The organism is Nonomuraea sp. NPDC050536 (assembly GCF_044457685.1).
GTDB lineage: Bacteria > Actinomycetota > Actinomycetes > Streptosporangiales > Streptosporangiaceae > Nonomuraea.
In genome coordinates this window covers 337,351-356,638 of the sequence record NZ_JBITHD010000005.1, presented here as the reverse complement: position 1 = coordinate 356,638, position 19,288 = coordinate 337,351, and the positions used below count along the sequence as shown (strand labels likewise).

14 protein-coding genes are annotated in these 19,288 nt (G+C 70.2%); 3 read left to right on the top strand and 11 right to left on the bottom strand.

All coding sequences use genetic code 11. The annotated features are described in order from the left end of the window. Positions 1 to 10 precede the first annotated feature (10 nt). The 4 genes from ACIBHX_RS17630 to ACIBHX_RS17615 form a co-directional block, all read right to left on the bottom strand. A complete protein-coding gene (locus ACIBHX_RS17630; protein WP_397068141.1) occupies positions 11 to 892 on the bottom strand; it encodes a carbohydrate ABC transporter permease in 882 nt (293 codons plus the stop codon). Between the two features lie 65 nt (positions 893 to 957). Then, on the bottom strand, positions 958 to 2,256 hold the full coding sequence (locus ACIBHX_RS17625) for an ABC transporter substrate-binding protein (protein ID WP_397068140.1): 1,299 nt from the start codon (positions 2,254 to 2,256) through the stop codon (positions 958 to 960). A gap of 115 nt (positions 2,257 to 2,371) precedes the next feature. After that, the gene (locus ACIBHX_RS17620; RefSeq protein ID WP_397068139.1) at positions 2,372 to 3,154 is read right to left on the bottom strand and encodes an AMP-binding protein; all 783 of its coding nucleotides are present in this window, start codon (positions 3,152 to 3,154) and stop codon (positions 2,372 to 2,374) included. 438 nt (positions 3,155 to 3,592) lie between these two features. Continuing rightward, positions 3,593 to 4,879 (bottom strand): LuxR C-terminal-related transcriptional regulator, encoded by a 1,287-nt coding sequence (locus tag ACIBHX_RS17615; RefSeq protein ID WP_397068138.1) that lies wholly within the window; start codon positions 4,877 to 4,879, stop codon positions 3,593 to 3,595. 150 nt (positions 4,880 to 5,029) lie between these two features. Here ACIBHX_RS17615 and ACIBHX_RS17610 point away from each other — a divergent pair, with 150 nt between their 5' ends. Further along, positions 5,030 to 6,892: an ABC transporter ATP-binding protein gene (locus tag ACIBHX_RS17610; protein ID WP_397068137.1), complete on the top strand. Its 1,863-nt coding sequence runs from the start codon at positions 5,030 to 5,032 to the stop codon at positions 6,890 to 6,892. 279 nt (positions 6,893 to 7,171) lie between these two features. On the opposite strand, the gene ACIBHX_RS17605 is transcribed toward ACIBHX_RS17610, so the two are convergent. From ACIBHX_RS17605 to ACIBHX_RS17590, 4 genes are all read right to left on the bottom strand, one after another. Then, positions 7,172 to 8,599, bottom strand: coding sequence for a peptidoglycan D,D-transpeptidase FtsI family protein (locus ACIBHX_RS17605; RefSeq protein WP_397068136.1), 1,428 nt, complete (start codon positions 8,597 to 8,599; stop codon positions 7,172 to 7,174). A 35-nt stretch (positions 8,600 to 8,634) separates the two neighbouring features. After that, complete coding sequence (locus ACIBHX_RS17600; RefSeq protein WP_397068135.1) at positions 8,635 to 8,994, bottom strand: MerR family transcriptional regulator; 360 nt, start codon at positions 8,992 to 8,994, stop codon at positions 8,635 to 8,637. 150 nt (positions 8,995 to 9,144) lie between these two features. Continuing rightward, the gene (locus ACIBHX_RS17595; protein WP_397068134.1) at positions 9,145 to 9,783 is read right to left on the bottom strand and encodes a TetR/AcrR family transcriptional regulator; all 639 of its coding nucleotides are present in this window, start codon (positions 9,781 to 9,783) and stop codon (positions 9,145 to 9,147) included. A 9-nt stretch (positions 9,784 to 9,792) separates the two neighbouring features. Further along, the gene (locus tag ACIBHX_RS17590) at positions 9,793 to 10,689 is read right to left on the bottom strand and encodes a coiled-coil domain-containing protein (RefSeq protein ID WP_397068133.1); all 897 of its coding nucleotides are present in this window, start codon (positions 10,687 to 10,689) and stop codon (positions 9,793 to 9,795) included. Between the two features lie 199 nt (positions 10,690 to 10,888). Here ACIBHX_RS17590 and ACIBHX_RS17585 point away from each other — a divergent pair, with 199 nt between their 5' ends. Together ACIBHX_RS17585 and ACIBHX_RS17580 are read left to right on the top strand one after the other, a co-directional pair. Further along, positions 10,889 to 13,903, top strand: a complete 3,015-nt coding sequence (locus ACIBHX_RS17585) for a M14 family zinc carboxypeptidase (RefSeq protein WP_397068132.1) — start codon at positions 10,889 to 10,891, stop codon at positions 13,901 to 13,903. A gap of 123 nt (positions 13,904 to 14,026) precedes the next feature. Further along, positions 14,027 to 15,460: an aldehyde dehydrogenase gene (locus ACIBHX_RS17580; protein ID WP_397068131.1), complete on the top strand. Its 1,434-nt coding sequence runs from the start codon at positions 14,027 to 14,029 to the stop codon at positions 15,458 to 15,460. A 195-nt stretch (positions 15,461 to 15,655) separates the two neighbouring features. Here ACIBHX_RS17580 and ACIBHX_RS17575 read toward each other — a convergent pair whose 3' ends face one another. From ACIBHX_RS17575 to ACIBHX_RS17565, 3 genes are read right to left on the bottom strand one after another with little or no spacing between them, the layout of a single operon-like run. Next, a complete protein-coding gene (locus tag ACIBHX_RS17575; protein ID WP_397068130.1) occupies positions 15,656 to 16,414 on the bottom strand; it encodes an alpha/beta hydrolase in 759 nt (252 codons plus the stop codon). A gap of 11 nt (positions 16,415 to 16,425) precedes the next feature. After that, positions 16,426 to 16,782: an AMP-binding protein gene (locus ACIBHX_RS17570; protein WP_397068129.1), complete on the bottom strand. Its 357-nt coding sequence runs from the start codon at positions 16,780 to 16,782 to the stop codon at positions 16,426 to 16,428. 56 nt (positions 16,783 to 16,838) lie between these two features. Further along, positions 16,839 to 19,244, bottom strand: coding sequence for a LuxR C-terminal-related transcriptional regulator (locus tag ACIBHX_RS17565; RefSeq protein WP_397068128.1), 2,406 nt, complete (start codon positions 19,242 to 19,244; stop codon positions 16,839 to 16,841). Between the last annotated feature and the right edge of the window lie 44 nt (positions 19,245 to 19,288).

Genomic DNA, 19,288 nt, shown 5'->3' with positions numbered 1-19,288 from the left:
CTACGTTCGGTCACGGGCGCCTCTCCTTGCGCACGGACCAGATCAGGTACGGGATGACGAAGACCGCCACGCTCAGCACGATGTAGGAGGCGATCGTCGCGCCCTTGGCCGGATCGTGGGAGTCGAAGACCGCCACCCACATGAACACGGCGGGCACGTCGGTGATGATCTGCTTGCCCGACACCGCCATGATCAGGTCGAACACCTTCAGCGAGATGTGCCCCAGGATGATCAGCGCCGACAGCGTGACCGGCCGCAGCAGCGGCAGCACAACGTGCCGGTAGACGCCCCACTCGGTGCACCCGTCGACCCGGGCCGCCTCCCGCAGTTCCTCGGGCACGCCACGGAACCCGGCCAGGAACAGTGCCATGACATATCCGGACATCTGCCAGACGGCGGGGATCGCCATGGCCGCCATGCCCCAGTCGTTGTCCCTGAACCACTCCCACTGTGGCAGCCCGATCGCCGCGAACAGCCGGTTCAGGCCGACGGCCTGCTCCCCGGTGCCGGAGTTCATCAGCCACCGCCACACGATGCCGGTCGCGATGAACGAGACCGCCATCGGGAACAGGTAGATCGACCGGAACGTCGCCTCGCCCCTGACCCCCTTCTCCATCAGGAAGGCCAGGAACCAGCCGAGGACCAGCGCCCCGCCCACGAACACGATGGTGAACATGAGCGCGTGGTTGACCGACAGATGCCACCTGGGCAGGTCCCAGATGTCGACGAAGTTCTTCAGCCCGACGAACTTCCCCTCCGCCACTTCGCTGTGCTTGTCGGTCATCGCCAGCCGGAAGTTCCAGCCCAGCATGCCGTACACGAACACGGCGATCGCGATGATCGACGGCGTGACGAGGAGCAGCCCGGGCAGCCAGGTGCGTGCCCGCCTCACAAAGGTTCCCCTTCCAGGCGGGTACGGCAGGCCTGCCGTACCCGCCTCAGTACTGCGGCGCTATCTCATTGGGCGTTCGCAGTAGCGGCGTCGACGAGGCCCTTCTGCAGCGCGGCCACGTCCTTGTCCTTGATGAACAGGCCGACGGACTCGGTGATCGCGGCCAGCCACGGCTGGTTCACCGAGACGCCGTGCTGGATGGACCCGGCCAGCTTGTTGCTGCTCCAGTCCTTCAGCGCGTCGGCCAGGTAGTCCTTGTACAGGGACTGGTCGGCGTCCTTGCGGGCGGGGATCGAGCCCTTCAGGGGGTTGAAGGCGTCCTGCCCCTCCTTGCTCGCGGCGACCTTGAGCCAGGCGATGGCGCCGTCACGGTTCTTGGCGCCCTTGGGCAGGGTGAAGCTGTCGGACAACCACAGGTAGGTGCCCTCGGTGCCGGGGGCGGGCGCCCAGTCGAAGTCCGTCTTCGACGTCAGGCCCAGGCCGCCCTCCGGCGGGTTGTGGAAGTAGCCGTAGGCCCAGTCGCCCATGATGTTGAAGGCGGCCTCGCCCTTGGCCACCTGCTGCGCGGCCGGCTGCCAGTCGTCCTGCGGCGGGCCGGTGAACGACATGATCGTCTTGTAGTTGTCCAGCGCCTTGGTCACCTCGGGAGCGCCCCAGTTGGCGCCCGGCTTGAACAGCGCGTTGTAGGCGTCGGTGCCGAGCGAGCCGAGCAGCACGTTCTCCAGCAGGTGCGTGGCGGTCCACTCCGAGCCGATGGACAGCGGGATCTTGCCCTTGGCCTTGACCTTCGGCAGGTCGGCGATGAACTCCTCGATCGACTTCGGCGCCGCCGCGATTCCCGCGTCCTTCAGCACCTTCGGGTTGAACCACAGCACGTTGGAGCGGTGGATGTTCACCGGCACCGAGTAGACCTTGCCCTCGACGCTGATCTGGTCGACGAGCTGGCTGGGGAAGACGTCCCTGAGCTTGAGCTCGTCGTAGAGGAAGTTCAGATCCTCCAGGTCGCCGTTCTTGATGTAGCCCTGCAGCTCGGCGCCCGCGTGACCCTGGAAGGTGTCGGGCGGGGTCTTGGCCTGCAGCTTGGACTGCAGCAGGGCCTTGGCCTTGTCGCCAGAACCGCCCGCGACGGCGGCGTCGAAGAACGTGTACTGCGGGTTGTTGGTCTCGAAGATCTTCCGCATGGCCTTGAGGCCGTCGGCCTCACCCGGTCCCGTCCACCAGGAGAAGACCTCGACCTGCTTCTTGGACTCGCCGCCACCCGTGGACGTCGGGCCGGCCTTGTCGCCACCGCTGCCTCCGCAGGCGGCCAGGCCGAGCACGCTCGCCATAGTGATCGCGACGGCCGCCAACCACCGTCGTCGCATCGCACACCATCCCTTCCGAACCCCGAGTGGTGAGTTGACAACGTTGTCAGTAGGGCAATCAACCCACTTCGCACTCGGACACGTCAAGGCATGTGCTGGTAACAGGTCCGCATACTCAGCCGAGCCGCTCCAGAACCCCGGCAGGGCCTGTGACGACGGTCACCCCGAAGTCGTGACCCGTGCCCGCCAGGTCGGCAGGTGACAGCCCGTTGGCCGCCACGACCAGCGCTCCCCTGGCGATCGCCACCGCGATCAGGGCCACCAGATCGCAGCCCCCGTCGGGTGGCCAGGTGGCCAGCACCACGTCGGAGTCGGCGAGCCGGACCGAGCGCTCCAGCTCCGCCATCCGAAGCAGCAGGTCGGCGTGGCCCACCCGGTGCCCGCCGGCCAGCGCCAGGGCGTCCTGCGTCTTGGCGTCGAGCGCGGGCAGCGCGGTGGGCTCCAGAGTGAGCAGGTCGCGGAAGTCGATCGCGTCGAGCGCGTCGCCGAAGGCGATCACCTGGCGCACCCGCGACTCGTCGGCCGCGCGCACCGCGACGCCTGCCAGGTCCCTGGTGGTGATCAGGGTACGCGCGTCGCACGCGTTCAGCGCCGCGACGACCTCGTGCTCGGGCAGCGCGGGGTCGAGGGGCGCGGCCACGCCGCCGGCGGCCAGCACGGTGTGCACGGCCAGCGTCTGGGCGCAGGCGGTGCCGACGTAGACGCCCACCACCTGGTCGCGGCGGGCGCCGCGGCGCACCAGGCCGGAGGCGGCCCTGGTGACCTCGGTGACGAGCTTGCGGTAGCCGTACACCAGTCCCGCGTGCAGGTCGATGAGTGCCGGCCGGTCGCCTCGCTCGTAGGCCCGGCCGAACACCTCGTTGATCACGGTGCCGGTGGCCGAGGCGATGGGCTTCATGGCTTCGACGCTACGGGCGGCGTGGGGGCCGCAGCATCCGCCGATGTATGTATACGGATGTGCATTCCGTTGATCGCCTTGGGGGGCGGGCCCGAGCCCTGCGTGGCTCGAGCCCGCTGTCGCGTGCCCGGGGTCGAACCTCCACCCCTCCGAGGAGGTCCAGCCCCTTGCCGGGCGCGCGACGTCCCGGACAGACCGGTCGTGGGCGTACTGGTCGGGCGCCCCGAGAGCTGGGGGCGAGGTACGCGGGTCGCGGCCGATCACACCGAGAACGCTAGGCGTGCGGGCGCCGCGGCGCATGCGCCGAGATGGCCATTCGAGGATGTAACCGGGCACGCGCCAGGATGTGTAGAGACCCTCGCGATCAGCGGTCCGGGAAGGTTCGTCATCTGGCCTCAGGAGTCGGCGGAACGCCCGTCCCCCTGACTGTGCCGTCGACTACTCGTTCATTCCATGCTCGACCGCCCACGCGGCCACCTGGGTGCGGGAGGCGAAGCCGAGCTTGCCCAGGATGTTGGAGACGTGCCTGGCCACCGTGGCGGGGCTGATGACCAGTTCCTCGGCCAGCGCCCGGTTGGACAGTCCCCTGGCGATCAGCGCCACGATCTCGCGTTCCCTGTCGGTGAGCGTGCTGTCGGGGGCGACGGGGACGTGGACGGCCGTCGGGGCGGAGACGGCCAGGCCGCCCGACACGGCGTACTCGATCGTCCGGTTCCACGGCAGCTCGAGTCCCTCGCGCCAGAGCCTGGCCACGACCACCTCGCCGAACTCGCGCCTGGCCGGGGCCAGGACGTCCTCGATGCGGGCTCCCGCTCCGCCGGCCAGCGCGCCGCCCATGCGGTCGCGCAACGCGGTCGACGCCGCGGCCAGCCGTACCGCGCGCTGCTGGTCGCCCTGGCGATGGGCCAGGTCCGTGAAGGCCTCGACCAGGTCGACGGCGTTGCTGCGCCGGCCGAGTCCGGTGCTGAGCGACAGGCTCTCGGCGAGCCTGGCGCCGGCGGTGTCGAAGTCGCCCAGCTCGATGGCGATCTTGCCGAGCCCGGTCAGGCAGCGGATGCGGTCGCCGCGGTAGTCCAGGGCGTGCAGCAGGCGCTGGGCGTGCTCGTAGTGGGCGACCGCGCCCGCCAGGTCACCCCTGGCGTGGGCGAGCTGGGCCAGGCCGATGACGGCCTGCGCGACGCCCCACTCGCTGGCGTCCTCCATGACGGCCAGCATGTTCTCGTAGTGGCGCTGCGCCTCGCGCAGCTGGCCTGCCAGCTGCGCGAGCATCGCCCTGGTGTACAGGACGAACGCGCGGAGGTTGCGGTCACCGTACTGCTCGGCCAGCTCGGCCGCCCGGTCGACCGAGACGTCCTCACCCGTCAGGCTGAGCACCAGATCCGCGCTCGCGTCGACCAGGTGCTCGCAGTTGTCCAGGACGAGCAGCTGGCGGCCGCCCGCCAGCGCCTGCGCCACGGCCTCGATCCTGTCGACGCCCAGCGCGAAGGCCACCTTCTCCTCCAGCAGGTCGCCTGCGTCCAGGTCGGCCAGCTCCACCAGCCAGACGCCGTCGCTGAAGGTCTCCAACGCCTCGCGCGCCACCCTCAGCGCCAGCCGGGTCTTGCCGATGCCGCCCGTGCCGCACAGGGTCACCAGTCGTGCGGCGGTGAGCAGGCGGAGCAGCTCTTCCACGTCCGACTCGCGGCCCACGAACGCGTTCGGCGCGGTGGGCAGGTTCGTAGGCACCGTCAAAGACTCCTCGCCGCTGGGGGATGCGTCACCGACAGTGTTACACCCGTCACGCGATTGCCAACCGTCAATTTGGGCCAGCCGGTCTGGGCATATGCGGCTCCGCTCTTCCCCGGACTGTCGGTGGCGCCGCGCACACTGGCCTACATGGCCGACGAACCTCTGGAGCTCGGGGAGATCGCCTTCTCCGACTGGCACGCCCACACGGACAAGCTGGCCGGCGTCGGCTTCCTGGCGATCGCCCGGCGGCTGCCCTTCCTGGTGAGCCAGGCGATGCGGATGGCGTGGCGGGCCAGCCCGCGCGACACCGTCGCCACGGTCGGGCTCAACCTGCTCGGCGGGGTGTTCACCGCGTTCGGCCTGCTGGCCACGACCGGGGTGCTCAACGCGCTGTTCCGCGAGGGGCCCACGCCGGATCGGGTGGTCGCGGCGCTGCCCAGCCTGATCCTGGTGGCCGCGGCCGCCGCGCTGCGCACGGCGGTGCAGGCGGGCGCCGGCTGGGCGCAGTCGCGCCTGGATCCGCAGGTCGCGCGGCTGACCGAGGAGCGGCTCTACGCGCTGACCAGCCAGGTCCCGCTGTCCGCCTTCGACGACCCCGAGTTCCACGACACGCTGCAGCGTGCCAGGTTACGCGGGGTGGCCATGGCCGACTCGGTGGTGACCACGGCGCTCAACGCGGGGACCGCCCTGGTCGGGCTGGCCGCGGTGGCCGGGGTGCTCGGGGTTCTGCATCCCGTGCTGCTGCCGTTGCTGCTGCTTGCCGTGGTGCCCGACGCCTGGGCGGCCGTGCGGGCGGCGCGGATGCGCTACGCCACGATGATCGCTCTCATTCCCGCCAACCGGCGCAAGTGGATCATCGGCCAGCTGCTCGCCGACCGGGAGCCCGCCGCCGAGGTGCGCTCCTTCACCATGCGCGGCTTCCTGCTGCGCATGTACGACGCGGTGGCGCGGGCCGAGCAGGACGTCATGCTCGGCCTGGCCAGGCGCCAGACCGTGGCCAAGCTCGTCGGCGAGGGGCTCGGCGGGCTCGGCAGCGGGCTGGTGTACGTGGCGCTCGGCGTGCTGCTGGCCGTCGGCGCGATCCCGCTGGCCGTGGCGGGCACCGCGGTGCTGGCGATCCGGTCGGGGCAGTCGTCGCTGAGCAACCTGATGTACGCCATCAACCGGCTGTACGAGGAGGGGCTGTACTTCACCGACTTCCTGGACTTCTGCCACGACGCCTCGGAGCGCCTGCCCGGGCCCCGGCCTGTCGAGGCGCCGACCGACTTCTCGCTGATCACGGCCGAGGACGTCACCTTCACCTACCCGGGTTCCGACTCGCCGGCGCTGCGCGGGGTGTCGCTGGAGATCAAGCGGGGCGAGGTGATCGCCTTCGTGGGCGAGAACGGGTCCGGTAAGACCACCCTGGCCAAGGTCCTGTCGGGGCTGTACGAGCCTGACCAGGGCACGGTGCGGTGGGACTCGACGGACCTGCGCGACGTCGACCCCGAGGCGTTCCGCCGGGGCATCGCCGTCATCGCGCAGGACCACACGCGCTGGCCGCTCACGGCCCGCTACAACATCACGATGGGCACCGACCGGGGCGAGCCCGCGCTGCACGGGGCCGCCGCCGTCGCGGGGGCCGACGAGGTGATCGCCGAGCTTCCACACGGATACCGGACGCTGCTCGACCGGCGGTTCAAGGACGGGCACGAGCTTTCCGGCGGCCAGTGGCAGCGCATCGCGGTCGCACGCGGCTTCCACCGCGACGCCGCCCTGCTCATCTGCGACGAGCCCACGGCGGCCCTGGACGCCCGGGCGGAGCACGCCCTCTTCGAACGCATCAGACGGCATTCCGACGGGCGGACGGTGCTGCTGATCACGCACCGGCTGGCCAGCGTGCGGTATGCCGACCGGATCTACGTGCTCGATCACGGCAAGGTCGCCGAGCAGGGGACGCACGAGGCCCTCATGTCCCTCAACGGCCTCTACGCCGACCTCTACACCCTCCAAGCCTCCGCATACCGCTGACGACCTTCTACATCTCTCGCTTGTACGGCGAGCCGCCCCCACCGCCACCCGCCGTCCGTGGCCGGCCCCTGTCCAGGGAGACGCTCCTCCGGCGATGCGGGGCGGGCCGCCGTTACGCCGTCACGTAGCCGTGGCCCCCGGGCCCCCCTTGCCCGCCGTCCACGTCGCGCCGGGCTCCGCCGTACACCTCCTCACCGACCCGGCGCTGAGCCGCGCACCCCGGGTCCCGTCCCTTGTTGCCCGCCGTCCACGTTGCGCCGAGGCGCGCCGTACGCCTTGCTAGTCGAGGAGGGATTCGAGGAGGTGGCGGGCCAGGGGGGCGACCGTGTCGGGGGTGGCGTTCTCGAGGGCTATGCCGATGGCCGCCTCGGGGGCCTCGGCGGGGGCGAAGGCGGTGAAGAGCGTGGGGGCGTACGGGGTGTCTGCGGAGGTGCCGGTCTTGGCGGCCACGTCGATGCCCGGGATGGCGGCGGCCGTGCCTGTGCCGCCGGGGTGGGTGACGGCGACCATCATGGCCGTGAGCTGGTCGGCGATGTCGGCCGTGGTGGCCGTGCGGTACTCGGAAGGCTGGGCGCGGCTGACGACCGAGCCGTCCGGCAGGCGGACCTCCTCCACCAGGTAGGGCCGCATGAGCACGCCCCCGTTGGCGACGGCGGCCGAGAGCATGGCGATCATGAGCGGCGTGGCCCGGTCGTCGTACTGGCCGATGGCCGACAGGGCGGTCTGCGCCCGGTCCATCCCGGCGGGGAAGTCGCTGCGCGAGACCGGCAGCGGCACCGTCAGGTCGTCGGCGTTGAAGCCGAACGCCTCGGCCTGGTCGCGCAGCGTGTCCTGGCCGAGCTGCAGGCCGATCCCGGCGAAGGCGGTATTGCACGACACCTGCAGCGCGTAGGCCAGCGGCCGCCCGCCGCACCCGCCCTGGATGGTGGCCGACGACCCGGGCAGCGGCAGCCGTCCTGGCCCGTCGACGCGGTCGCCGGGCGTGTACTCACCGGTCGTGAGCGCCGCCGCCGCAGTGACGATCTTGAAGGTCGATCCGGGGGCGTAGGTCCGGTTGACGGCCCTGTTGAGCAGCGGCTGGGCGGGATCGGAGCGCAGCCGGGCGTCGTCGCGGAGTAGTTGGTGGGCGTCCAGCGTGGCGTAGAGGTTCGGGTCGTAGGAGGGGTAGCTGGCCATGGCCAGGATCGCGCCCGTCAGCGGGTTGATCGCGACCGCCGCCCCGGGCTTCCCTGTCGCCGCCAGGCCCTCGTAGGCGGCCTGCTGGGCCCGGGCGTCGATGGTCAGCCGCACGGTCCCGCCCTGCACGGTGCCCTTGCGGACCAGGGAGTGCATCCGGACCCTGGGTTCGTCGCCCGACAGCACGCTGTCCTCGGCCTGCTCGATGCCGGTGGTGGTGTAGAGCGAGGCGTACCCGGTCACGGGGGCGTACAGCACACCTTCGGGATACTCGCGGCGATATTCGTACGGCCCGCCGCCCGTACGGCGGCTCGTGGCGATCACGGTGCCGTCGCGGGTCGTGATGTCGCCCCGGGGGTGGTCGAACCGGGCGATCAGGGTGCGCTGGTTGCGGGCGTCGGCGTTGAGGTCCTGCGAGCCGAACGCCTGAATGTAGCTGATGTCGCCCAGCGCCGCGAACAGCATCACCGAGCACAGCAGGGCAACTCTGCGCAGCGGGATGTTGATCCGTTTTGCCCGGGGTCCAGCCATGGACCCGGTCTAGCAACCGGACGTCAAAGCGCAGGCTAGAGGACGCTGCGGTAGTAGGAAATCTTGTGGTGGATGTACTTCTGCCGCTCGGTCAGGTTGGCGATCTGGCCCTGGACCTGCTGGTCGTGCTCCTCCAGCAGGCGGATCCTGTCGGGGATGGTGTGGTCACCTGCCCGCACCAGCTCGGCGAAGCGCAGCATCGCGGCGATCGGCATGCCCGTGTCGCGCAGGCATCGGATCATGCCCAGCCATCCGACGTCCTGCTCGCTGAACCTGCGCTGCCCTGCCGCGTTGCGGCCCACGGGCTCCAGCAGCCCGATCTTCTCGTAGTACCGCAGCGTGTCCAGCGTGAAACCGGTCTCCTCCACCACTTCGGCGGGTGTGTAGACGCTCACGCCACCCAGGATCCCACCTGGAGTGCCCTCCAGGTCAAGGCGGCCAGGATCTCGTCGGTGACCGACGTGACGCTGTCCCGCCTCGACGAGCCTCGCCGGTACGGTCACCTCCACCGGACCCGGGCCGAGGCATGCCGTACCGGGAAGAGGTCAGGGCAGGTAGTCGGCGAGGTAGCGGCGCAGGAGGTGCTTGGACTCGGCGATCAGGGCGGGATCGCCGGCCGGATCGACGCGGAAGGCGAGCTTGAGTATCGCGTCCGTGGCCTCGACCGACACCAGCAGCGCCCGCTCGAGCCCGTCGACGGGCGGCGCGTCGAGCAGATGAAGCATGATCGCGCGCAGCCGGTCGGCGACCACGGCGTTGTTCTCCAGCGCGGCGTCGAGCATCCGGTTCGTGCCCGCAAGCGCGGGGCCGCCGGGCGCCGCCAGCACTTCGCCGAAGTCGACGACGGCGAACCCGGGCGTGGTCCGCTTCATCGCGACGAACTCGTCGACGGTCAGGTCGACCAGATCGGTCCAGTGCGTCAGGGAGGCGGCCTCGATGCGCTCGGTGACCCGGCTGAGGAACGCCTCCAGGTTGCGCACCGCGAGCGCCCTGACCAGCGCCTGCTTGTCGCGGAAGAACTGGTAGAAGGTGCCGATCGGGACCTCGGCCCTGCGCGCGACCTCTTTGGTGGTGAGCGCGTCGTAGCCGATCTCGTCGAGCAGCAGCGCGCACTCGTCGAGCATCCGCTCGACCCGCTCGACGCTGCGGCGCTGGGCGGGGCGGCGGCGCAGGGTACTGGTCATGTACCGAGGCTAGAACACGGAGACGTGCACGTGGTCCCAGTGGTTGGCGGTGACTCCACCTCTGTCGGCCATGGGCCTCCATCCGGCGCCCGAGCGGATGTCGTAGTAGCGCTGCTTCCAGATGATGTACATGACGCCTATCCGCGGCCCGTTCTTGATCAGCCAGGCGGCCAGCGCGTCGCCGCGGTCGGCGTCGGCGCCGCTGGCGGGCTTGCCGCCGCTGGACATCATGAAGTCGCAGGCGCGGCCCTTGCCGTGCTCGCCGGGGTCGCCGGGGCGCAGGCAGCCGACGCCGTAGGGCATCGGGAAGTTCTGCATGATCACCGCCCTGACCGCGATCATGCGCGGGGTGAGCCCCTCGGAGCCGCCGGGCTGCTGGAAGCCGAACTTGGCGAGCAGGCGCTCGATCTCGCGGCGCTTGCTCTTCATCTTGGCGATCTCCTGCTCGAGACCCTTGATCTTGGCGGCGGCGTCCTTCTTGGCCTGGCCGGCCTCCTGGATCAGGTCCTGGATGTGCAGGACCCGGCCGGCGCGCTCGTCGGCCATGTAGGTCATGTTGGCGGCCTGGCCGAGCGCCTTGTAGGGGTCGAGGTCGAGGCCGAACAGCTGGACGTTGTCGAGCGAGCCGGTGATGTAGGCGAGCTGCGCGATGTTGCTGACGTCGTCGCGGGCGTCGTCGAGCTGCCCCTGGAGATCGCCGGCGGAATCGCTGGCCTTCTTGGCCTGCAACCGGGTCTCTTCCAGGCTCTGGATCTGGCCCCGGTACAGATTGTTGAGCCGGGCCGCCTCCTTGGTCAGCCGGCTCAGCTTGGCCTGGTCGGGATCGGCCGCGGCGGGCGGCGGGACAGGCAGGGCGAGCAGGCCGAACACGGTTGCCGCGCATATGGCGAAGCGACCGAATCGCACGCTCGTCCTCCCCTCCTGGCCAACTGGAAACTATAGAAGTTGATCTTGAGGGCTGCCACCCGAACGGATGAACTCATGCCCCATTGGCGAACTATCGCCTGATTTAAGGGTGATAAGGGCCGCATAAAAGTTGGGCCTTGCCGAGATCGCGACATCAGGCGAGATTTCGAACAACTCGACTCTGCGAAGGGGCAGAACCGTGTCTCGACCTTTAGTCCTCGCCGCGGCCGTCATCCTCGGCCTAGGCACGTCCCTGGTCGCCGTGGAAGCCCAGGCGTCCGTGGATCCCTCCTTACCTCCTAGCGACCGCATCGAGCTCTACCAGCTCGACAGCCCACCCGGCACCGCCCAGACGTTGAAGGAAAAGGGCTTCGACGTCGTCCAGGACCAGACCAAGGATGGCAAGGAGCACGTCGAGCTGACCGCGGCCCAGAACGAACTGGACGCCCTCGGCAAGCTCGGATACAAGCCGCAGCCCGTGCGCAACCCGCAGGGCCAGACCCAGCTCGAGGCCGCCAAGGCCCAGGCGACGGCCGGGTACACGGTGTGGAAGTCGTACTCCGAGCCCGGCGGCATCGCCGACCAGCTGAAGGCCATCGCCGCGGCCAACAAGGACCTGGTGAAGCTGGAGTCGATCGGCAAGTCCCTGCGCGGCCAGGACATCCTGGCGGTCAAGGTCACCACGCTGGCCAGGGTGCTGCCCGACGGGCTCAAACCCGCCACGCTGTTCTCCGCCACCCAGCACGCCCGCGAGTGGATCTCCACCGAGGTCGACATGCGGACCCTCAAGTACGTGCTGGCCAACAGGACCCAGCTGAAGGATCTGCTCGACAGGACGGAGCTGTGGTTCGTCCCGGTGGCCAACCCCGACGGCTACGACTTCACCTTCACCGAGGGCAACCGCCTGTGGCGCAAGAACCTGCGTGACGTGAACGGCGACGGGCAGATCACCAACGGCGACGGCGTCGACCCGAACCGGAACTTCCCCACCAACTTCCACTACGACGAGGAGGGCTCCTCCTCGATCCCGAGCAGCGAGACCTACCGCGGCACCGCTCCGAAGAGCGAGCCGGAGACCGTGGCGATGGACGGCCTGCTCAAGCGGCTGCGCTTCAAGGCCCAGATCAACTACCACTCCTTCGGCCCGCTGATCCTCTACCCGATCGGCTGGCAGCTCGCGACGAAGACGGCCGACAACCCGGTGTACCTCGCGCTGAGCGGCACCAAGACGAACCCGGCCATCCCCGGCTTCAGCCCTGAGCTGTCGGCCGAGCTGTACACCACCAACGGCGAGACCACCGACCACGCGCACGCCACGTACGGCACGCTGGCCTGGACCACCGAGCTCGACGAGGGCTGCGACGGCTGCGGCTTCGTCTTCCCCGACGACGAGGCCAAGGTGCAGGCGGAGTTCGAGAAGAACCTGCCCTTCGCGCTCGACGTGGCCAAGTCGGCGCGGAACCCGGTCGAGCCGGTCAGCCACCTGGGCAACACCACGCCCGACTTCGTGCTCGACTCCTTCGACGTCAGCTACGGCACCGAGCAGGTCGTCCAGGTCGACGCCAAGCGCAAGCTCGGCCCGGTCTTCCTGCACTACCAGATCAACGGCGGCCGCGAGCGGGTGGCGCTCACCGGCGAGTGGCACGGCGGCCAGCGCTACGGCAAGGGCTACGACACCTACTACCACTGGATGCGCGGCAAGATCACCGGCACGAAACCCGGCGACAAGGTGAAGGTCTGGTTCAGCGCCATCGGCAAGACCAGTGGCGACTTCACCTACCAGGTGTCAGACGACATCGGCGGCAAGGTGCTGGTGCTGGCCACCGAGGACGTCACCGGCCTCAGCCCGGTGCAGAACGCCACCGAGGCCAAGTACAAGGGCGACTACGTCAAGGCGCTCAACGACGCCGGATACAGCACCGACGTCTACGACATGGACAAGAACGGCCGCACGGCGCCGTCGGCGCTGGGCGTGCTCAGCCACTACAAGGCCGTCGTCTGGGAGACCGGCGACGACGTCATCCCGCGCAGCGTCGGCCAGGTGCCCGGCACCACCTCGCGCGGCGGGGTGGAGACCGAACTGGCCGTGCGCGACTACCTCAACGAGGGCGGCAAGCTGATCCACGCCGGCAAGTACCCGTCGTACGCGGACAACATCAACGGCTCGTACGTCTACCAGCCCGATCCCGCGCAGGGCGAGTGCACCGACGCCACGAACCCGCTGTGCATCGCGGTGTTCAACGACTTCGAGCAGTACTGGCTGGGCGCCTACGTCTTCTTCGACAACGCGGGCACCGACCCGAACACGGGCCAGCCGTACCCGCTGAAGGGGGCGAGCGGACCGTTCGCCGGATTCAACGGCACGCTGACGCAGAGCCACACGCAGTCGTTCGTGGCGACCTCCGCCATCCTGCCTCCTCAGCAGTTCCCGCAGTTCGGCAGCTCCGCGCCGGTGAAGTGGGACCGACCTGGGGCGCCGTTCGACCCGCACACCGGTTCCTACGACGTCTACAGCGGCATCGCCGACGTGTCGTGGAAGCGGCTGACCAAGACCATCGACCTGACCGGCAAGACCGGCGGTGACCTGTCGTTCTGGGTGTCGCACGACACCGAGCAGGACTGGGACTTCTTCACCGTCGAGGCCCACACGGTCGGCCAGGACGACTGGACCACGCTGCCGGACGCCAACGGGCACACCACCCAGTCCGTCGGCAGCAGCTGCGCCACGCCCAACGGCGACCACTGGCGCAACATCCACCCGTTCACCACCCACTACCAGGGCCCGAACTGCGAGCCCACCGGCAGCACGGGTGCGTGGAACGCCGCCACCGGCAACTCCAGCGGCTGGCAGCAGTGGAAGGTCGACCTGACCCCGTACGCGGGCAAGAAGGTCGAGCTCTCGCTGTCCTACATCAGCGACTGGGGCACGCAGGGCGCGGGCGTCTTCCTCGACGACGCCAAGGTCACGCTGGACGGCGCGACGGCCGATGAGACCTCGTTCGAGTCGGACCTCGGCGGCTGGACCGTCGCCGGACCGCCTGAGGGCTCGACCACGTCGGTCAACAACTGGTTCCGCACCAACCAGGTGTTCGAGGAGGGCGCGGGAATCGTCACCAAGAACACCGTCTACCTGGGATTCGGCGCCGAAGCGCTCAGCACGCCTGAGCAGCGGGCCGATCTGATGAAGAAGTCGCTGAAGCATCTGCTCGGCTGACACGACCAGGAGGGGTACGGCAGGCCTGCCGTACCCCTCTTGCGTGCACCGACAGAACATGGTTCGGTCAGCTTGGAAGGCGCGGAGGCAAGCAAGCATTCGGTCAAGCAGGAGGCTCACGACATGCGCCAGCACGACAAGCTGTTCATCGGGGGCGAATGGGTGGCCCCGGCGGGCACCGCGACCATCGACGTCATCTCGCCGCACACCGAGGAGGTCGTCGGCCGCGTCCCGGACGGCACCGCCGAGGACATGGACCGCGCGGTCGCCGCCGCGCGCGAGGCGTTCGACCACGGGCCGTGGCCGCGCATGACCTTCGCCGAGCGGGCCGAGGTCATCGGCAGGCTGGCCGAGGTCTATGCGGCCAGGCAGGGCGAGATGGCCGCGCTGATCACCGAGGAGATGGGCTCCCCCATCACCTTCTCCCAGCTCGCGCAGGCTCCGCAGCCGCTGGGCATGCTGCAGTACTACGCCGAGTACGGCAAGCAGTTCGCGCAGGAGGAGCAGCGGCCGGGGCTGTTCGGACCGACCACGGTACGGCGCGAGCCGGTGGGCGTGGTGGCGGCCGTGGTGCCGTGGAACGTCCCGCAGTTCGTCACGATGACCAAGCTCGCACCCGCGCTGCTGGCGGGCTGCGCGATCGTGCTCAAGCCGGCGCCCGAGACCCCGCTGGACGCCTACCTGCTGGCCGAGATGGTGCAGGAGGTCGGGATCCCGGCGGGCGTGCTCAACATCGTGGCCGCGGGCCGCGAGGTGGGCGAGCACCTGATCTCGCACCCGGGCGTGGACAAGGTGGCCTTCACCGGCTCGACCGCCGCGGGCCGCCGCATCGCGGCCATCTGCGGCGAGCAGCTCAAGCGGGTCAGCCTGGAGCTGGGCGGCAAGTCGGCGGCGATCATGCTCGACGACGCCGATTTGGGCGCCAGCATGGGCATGCTGGCCATCGCCTCGCTGATGAACAACGGGCAGGCGTGCGTGGCCCAGACCCGCATCCTGGCCTCCCGCAACCGCTACGACGAGGTCGTCGAGGCGGTGGCGAACATGGTCACCTCCCAGCCCATCGGCGACCCGGCCGACCCGGGCACCGGCATCGGCCCCCTGGTGGCCAAGCGCCAGCAGGAGCGCGTCGAGGGCTACATCAAGATCGGCATGGACGAGGGCGCCAAGGTCGTCGTGGGCGGCCTGGACCGGCCCGCGGACCGCGGCTGGTACGTGGCGCCGACCGTCTTCTCCGGCGTCTCCAACGACATGCGCATCGCCAGGGAGGAGATCTTCGGCCCGGTGCTGGCGGTGATCCCCTACGAGGACGAGGCGGACGCCATCCGCATCGCCAACGACAGCGACTACGGCCTGGCCGGCACGGTCTGGACGGCCGACGCCGAGCACGGCATGGACGTGGCCCGCCAGGTCCGCGCCGGAACCTACGGCGTGAACTGCTTCATGCTGGAGGCCAACGCGCCCTTCGGCGGCTACAAGGCCAGCGGCGTGGGACGGGAGCTCGGGCCCGAGGGGCTCAGCAGCTACCTGGAGTACAAGACGATCTCCAGGCTGGGCTGATGTATCACCCCAAGGGCGGAAATATCCGCCCTTGGGGTGATGTCGAGCCCGGATGGCCCAGCGCGCCCCCGCGACGCTGGGCAACCGTCCGACTACATGAAGTATGTCCTACGGTCACCACCTGCGGTGGTTTCCTTCCCCAAGGACTTTCTCCCGGCGGTTTTCTTCCATCCGCCATAGGTAGACGCGTTTTACTCAGGAAAGGTTCGAGGAGATCCACTTTCCGATGCGACGGATGAGTTCGGGGGTCGCTGCGGACTCTGCGTGGCCGTATCCCGGTTCGATCCACAGCTGCTTGGGCTCGCGGGCGCCGTCGTAGAGCTGGTGCGCGTGCTCCAGCGGGAAGAAGGAGTCGGCGTCGCCGTGCACGACCAGCAGCGGGGTCGGCGTGATCAGCCCGGCCGCCTCGTGGGGCGGCATCGGGACCGGGTCCCACTGGGCGCGCGCGATCCTGGTGCGCTTGGCCACCCGCGCCGCCCACCGCCCGATCGGGCGCTCGATGGCCCAGTGGACCTGCCGCATCGGCTTGGTGCCCCGGTAGTACCAGCGTGCGGGCCCGCTGACCGCGACCACTGCGTCCACGCCACGCTTCAGCGCGGCATGCCGTACGGAGACCGCGGCGCCCATCGAGAAGCCCACCACCGCGATCTTGTCGTAGCCGATCACGCGCGCGTGCCGGACGGCGGCGTCCGCGTCGAGGATCTCCAGGTCGCCCACCGTGCTCTCGCCCCCGGAGTGACCGTGGCCGCGGAAGTCGAAGGCCACGACGCCGCCGTAACCGCTCAGGACGTGCGCGATGCGGCGCGCCGTACGCTCACGCCATGAGCCCGTGAACCCGTGGGCCACCACGATGCCCACGCCGGTCGCGCCGGCGCGGGACGGGGTGTGCACGGCGTCGATGCGGACCCCGTCCTCGGTCCTGAGCATGACGGGGAAGCTGGGCGCGATGGGCATGGAAGCAGAGCTTATGCACCCAGCTCGGCCACGCTGACGATGACCCTGACCCGCGATTCCTCGGCCGCCTCGACCGCGTGCGGCAGGTCCGAGATCATCACGCGCGCGCCGCTGGCCAGGATGCGCTCGTGGATCGTCGCCGAGTCCAGCTCGGCGGGCACGGGCCAGGCGGTGCCCCCCGCGGCGATCACCGAGTCGACGGCGACCAGCAGATCAGGCCCCACCGGAAGGCAGATGAGCACCATGTCGCCCTCGCGCACGCCACGGCGCCGCAGCTGGGCGCTGGCCGCGGCCAGCCTCGCGTCCAGCTGGTCCTCGGTGAGGCGCTCCCCGCCCACCGGGTCGACCATGACGATGCGCACATCCATGAGGCCCACCGTAGGCAGGGGTCGCCGCGGGTGCATGGGGCGGATTATGCAGAATCCTATGCAGACTTGTGCTCATGTTCCGCGGCCCAGACGGCGATCTGGGCGCGGGCCGTGAAGCCGAGTTTCTCCATGATGTTGGCGATATGCCGGGCGACCGTGGCGGGGCTGATGACCAGCTCCTCGGCGATGGCCCGATTGGACAGCCCGCGCGTCAGCAGGCCTGCGATCTCCAGCTCGCGCGAGGTCAGCACCGAACGCGGGATGCGCTCCACCCGCTCGGCCGCCGGGGCGATCGAGCGCCCCTGCCCCAGCGCGAACTCGGCGGCCTCCTCGGGGCTCATCTGCCGGCCCCGGGCCCACAGCAGGTTCGTGTGACCCTCGCCGACCTTGGCGCGGGCGGTCGCCAGCAGCTCGTCGACCTTGACTGCCTTGGAGGAGTACTGCCCCATGGTCTCGCGCAGCGCGGTCGCCGCCGCGGCCGTCAGCACCGCGCCCTCCAGGTCGCCGCCCGCCTCGGCCACCAGCGACAGGGCCGCCAGGCACCGCGCCATGCCCAGCCGGTGGCTGGTCTCCAGGCTGAGCGCCATGCTCGCGCGCAACCGCTCCCTGGCCAGCGGCAGATCGTGCAGGAGCGCGGCCACCCGGCCCAGGCGCGCCAGGCAGGCGGCCAGCTCGACCCGGTTGTCCAGTTCCTCCAGCATCGGGATGGTCGCGGAGAAGTGCTCCTGGGCGCTCTGCAGGTCGCCGCGCTGCTCGGCGATGCCACCCAGGTGCTGGTAGATGCGGGCGATGGCCCAGTAGTGGCCGTGCCGCTCCGCCACGGCCAGCGCCGTCTCCGCCTGCCGCTGGGCCTCGCGCAGCCGGCCGCGCTTCATCGCCACGCTCGACAGGGCGAGCATGGCCAGCGCCACGGTGAAGATGTCGCCGTGCTCGTCGGCCCTGGCGTGCAGCTCCTCGATGTAGTGCACGGCCTCGTCGACCTTGCCGGTCCTGAGCAGCGCGTTGGCGGCGACCAGGTAGGCGATGCCGACCTCGAAGGCGTACGGCTCGCCGCGCAGCTCGGCCACGCTGTCGAGCACCAGCTCGCGGGCACGGCCCAGCTCGTCGCGATTCTCCAGCCCGAAGGCCAGGTGGGCCCTGGCCAGCGCCACGTCGTGCGGTGGGACCTGGGACAGGTCGAGGGCGAGCAGCCGCTCGTACCACTCGACGCTCTCGCCCATGTCGCCGCGCAGCTCCAGCACGCTGGAGCCGATGAGGCACAGCCGGATCCCCAGCGGCGCGTTGCCCGACTCCACCGCCCAGCCCAGCGCCGCCCGATGGTCGTCGAGCAGCGCGCGCCCCCGGGTGTAGCAGGCCAGCCGCTCAGGCCAGGGCGTGTCGGCGGCCACCAGCCCGGTGTCGTAGAGCCGCACCTGCAGATCGCGGACGACCAGCAGGTGGCGGTCGCGGAAGCGCTCGTCCTCCGCCTCCTCGCGCAGCCGCCGCCCCGCGTACTGCCTGATGGTCTCCAGCAGGCGGAACCGCCCGCCCGCGCTGAGCACGAGGGACTTGTCGACCAGGCTGCCGAGCAGGTCGAGGACCTCCTCGGCCTCGATGAGGTGGCCGTCGGCGCAGATCTCCTCGGCCGGCTCCAGGTCGAACGGCCCGGCGAACACCGACAGCCTGCGCAGCAGCACCCGCTCCTTGGGCTCGAGCAGGTCATGGCTCCAGTCGACCGCCGCGAGCAGGGTCCGCTGGCGGGCGGGCGCGGTGCGGTCGCCGCCGGTCAGCAGGCGGAAACGGTCGCCGATCCGGTCGGCGATCTGGGCCGGGGTCAGCATCCTGGTCCTGGCCGCGGCCAGCTCGATCGCCAGCGGCAGCCCGTCGAGCGCGGTGCACAGCCTGGCGACGTCCTGGCCGGAGCCGGGCGGCAGCACCGAGGCCCTGTCCTCGAAGAGCCGCACCGACTCCGCCTCGGGGTTGCCGGGCACGGGCAGGTCGAGCGGCGCCACCCGCCAGATCAGCTCGCCCGGCACCCGGAGCGGCTCGCGGCTGGTCAGCAGGAGCCTCAGGTCCGGGCAGCGGGCGATCAGATCGGAGGCCAGCTCGGCACAGCGCTCGACCAGGTGCTCGCAGTTGTCCAGCACGAGCAGCATCCGGGCCCTGCCCAGCCGCACCAGCAGGGTGTCGAACAGCGGGTGCCCGCTCTCCTCCCGTACGCCGAGCACCGCGGCGAGCGCCTGGACCACCAGCTCGGGGCGGGTGATCCTGGCCAGCTCGACGAGCCAGACGCCATCGGCGAAATCGGACACGAGCCTGGACGCCAGCCGCCTGGCCAGCCTGGTCTTGCCGATCCCGCCGACGCCGCAGAGCGTCACCAGACGCGTCTCGTCGAACAGCCCGGCCAGGTCGTCCAGGTCACGTTCGCGACCGACGAACCTGTTGGGCTCAGCGGGAAGATTGTGCCGGGGGGCATCCGCCATATGTTCACCCAGGGTTGCGGAAGGATCACGCTCCTCCCCCAACA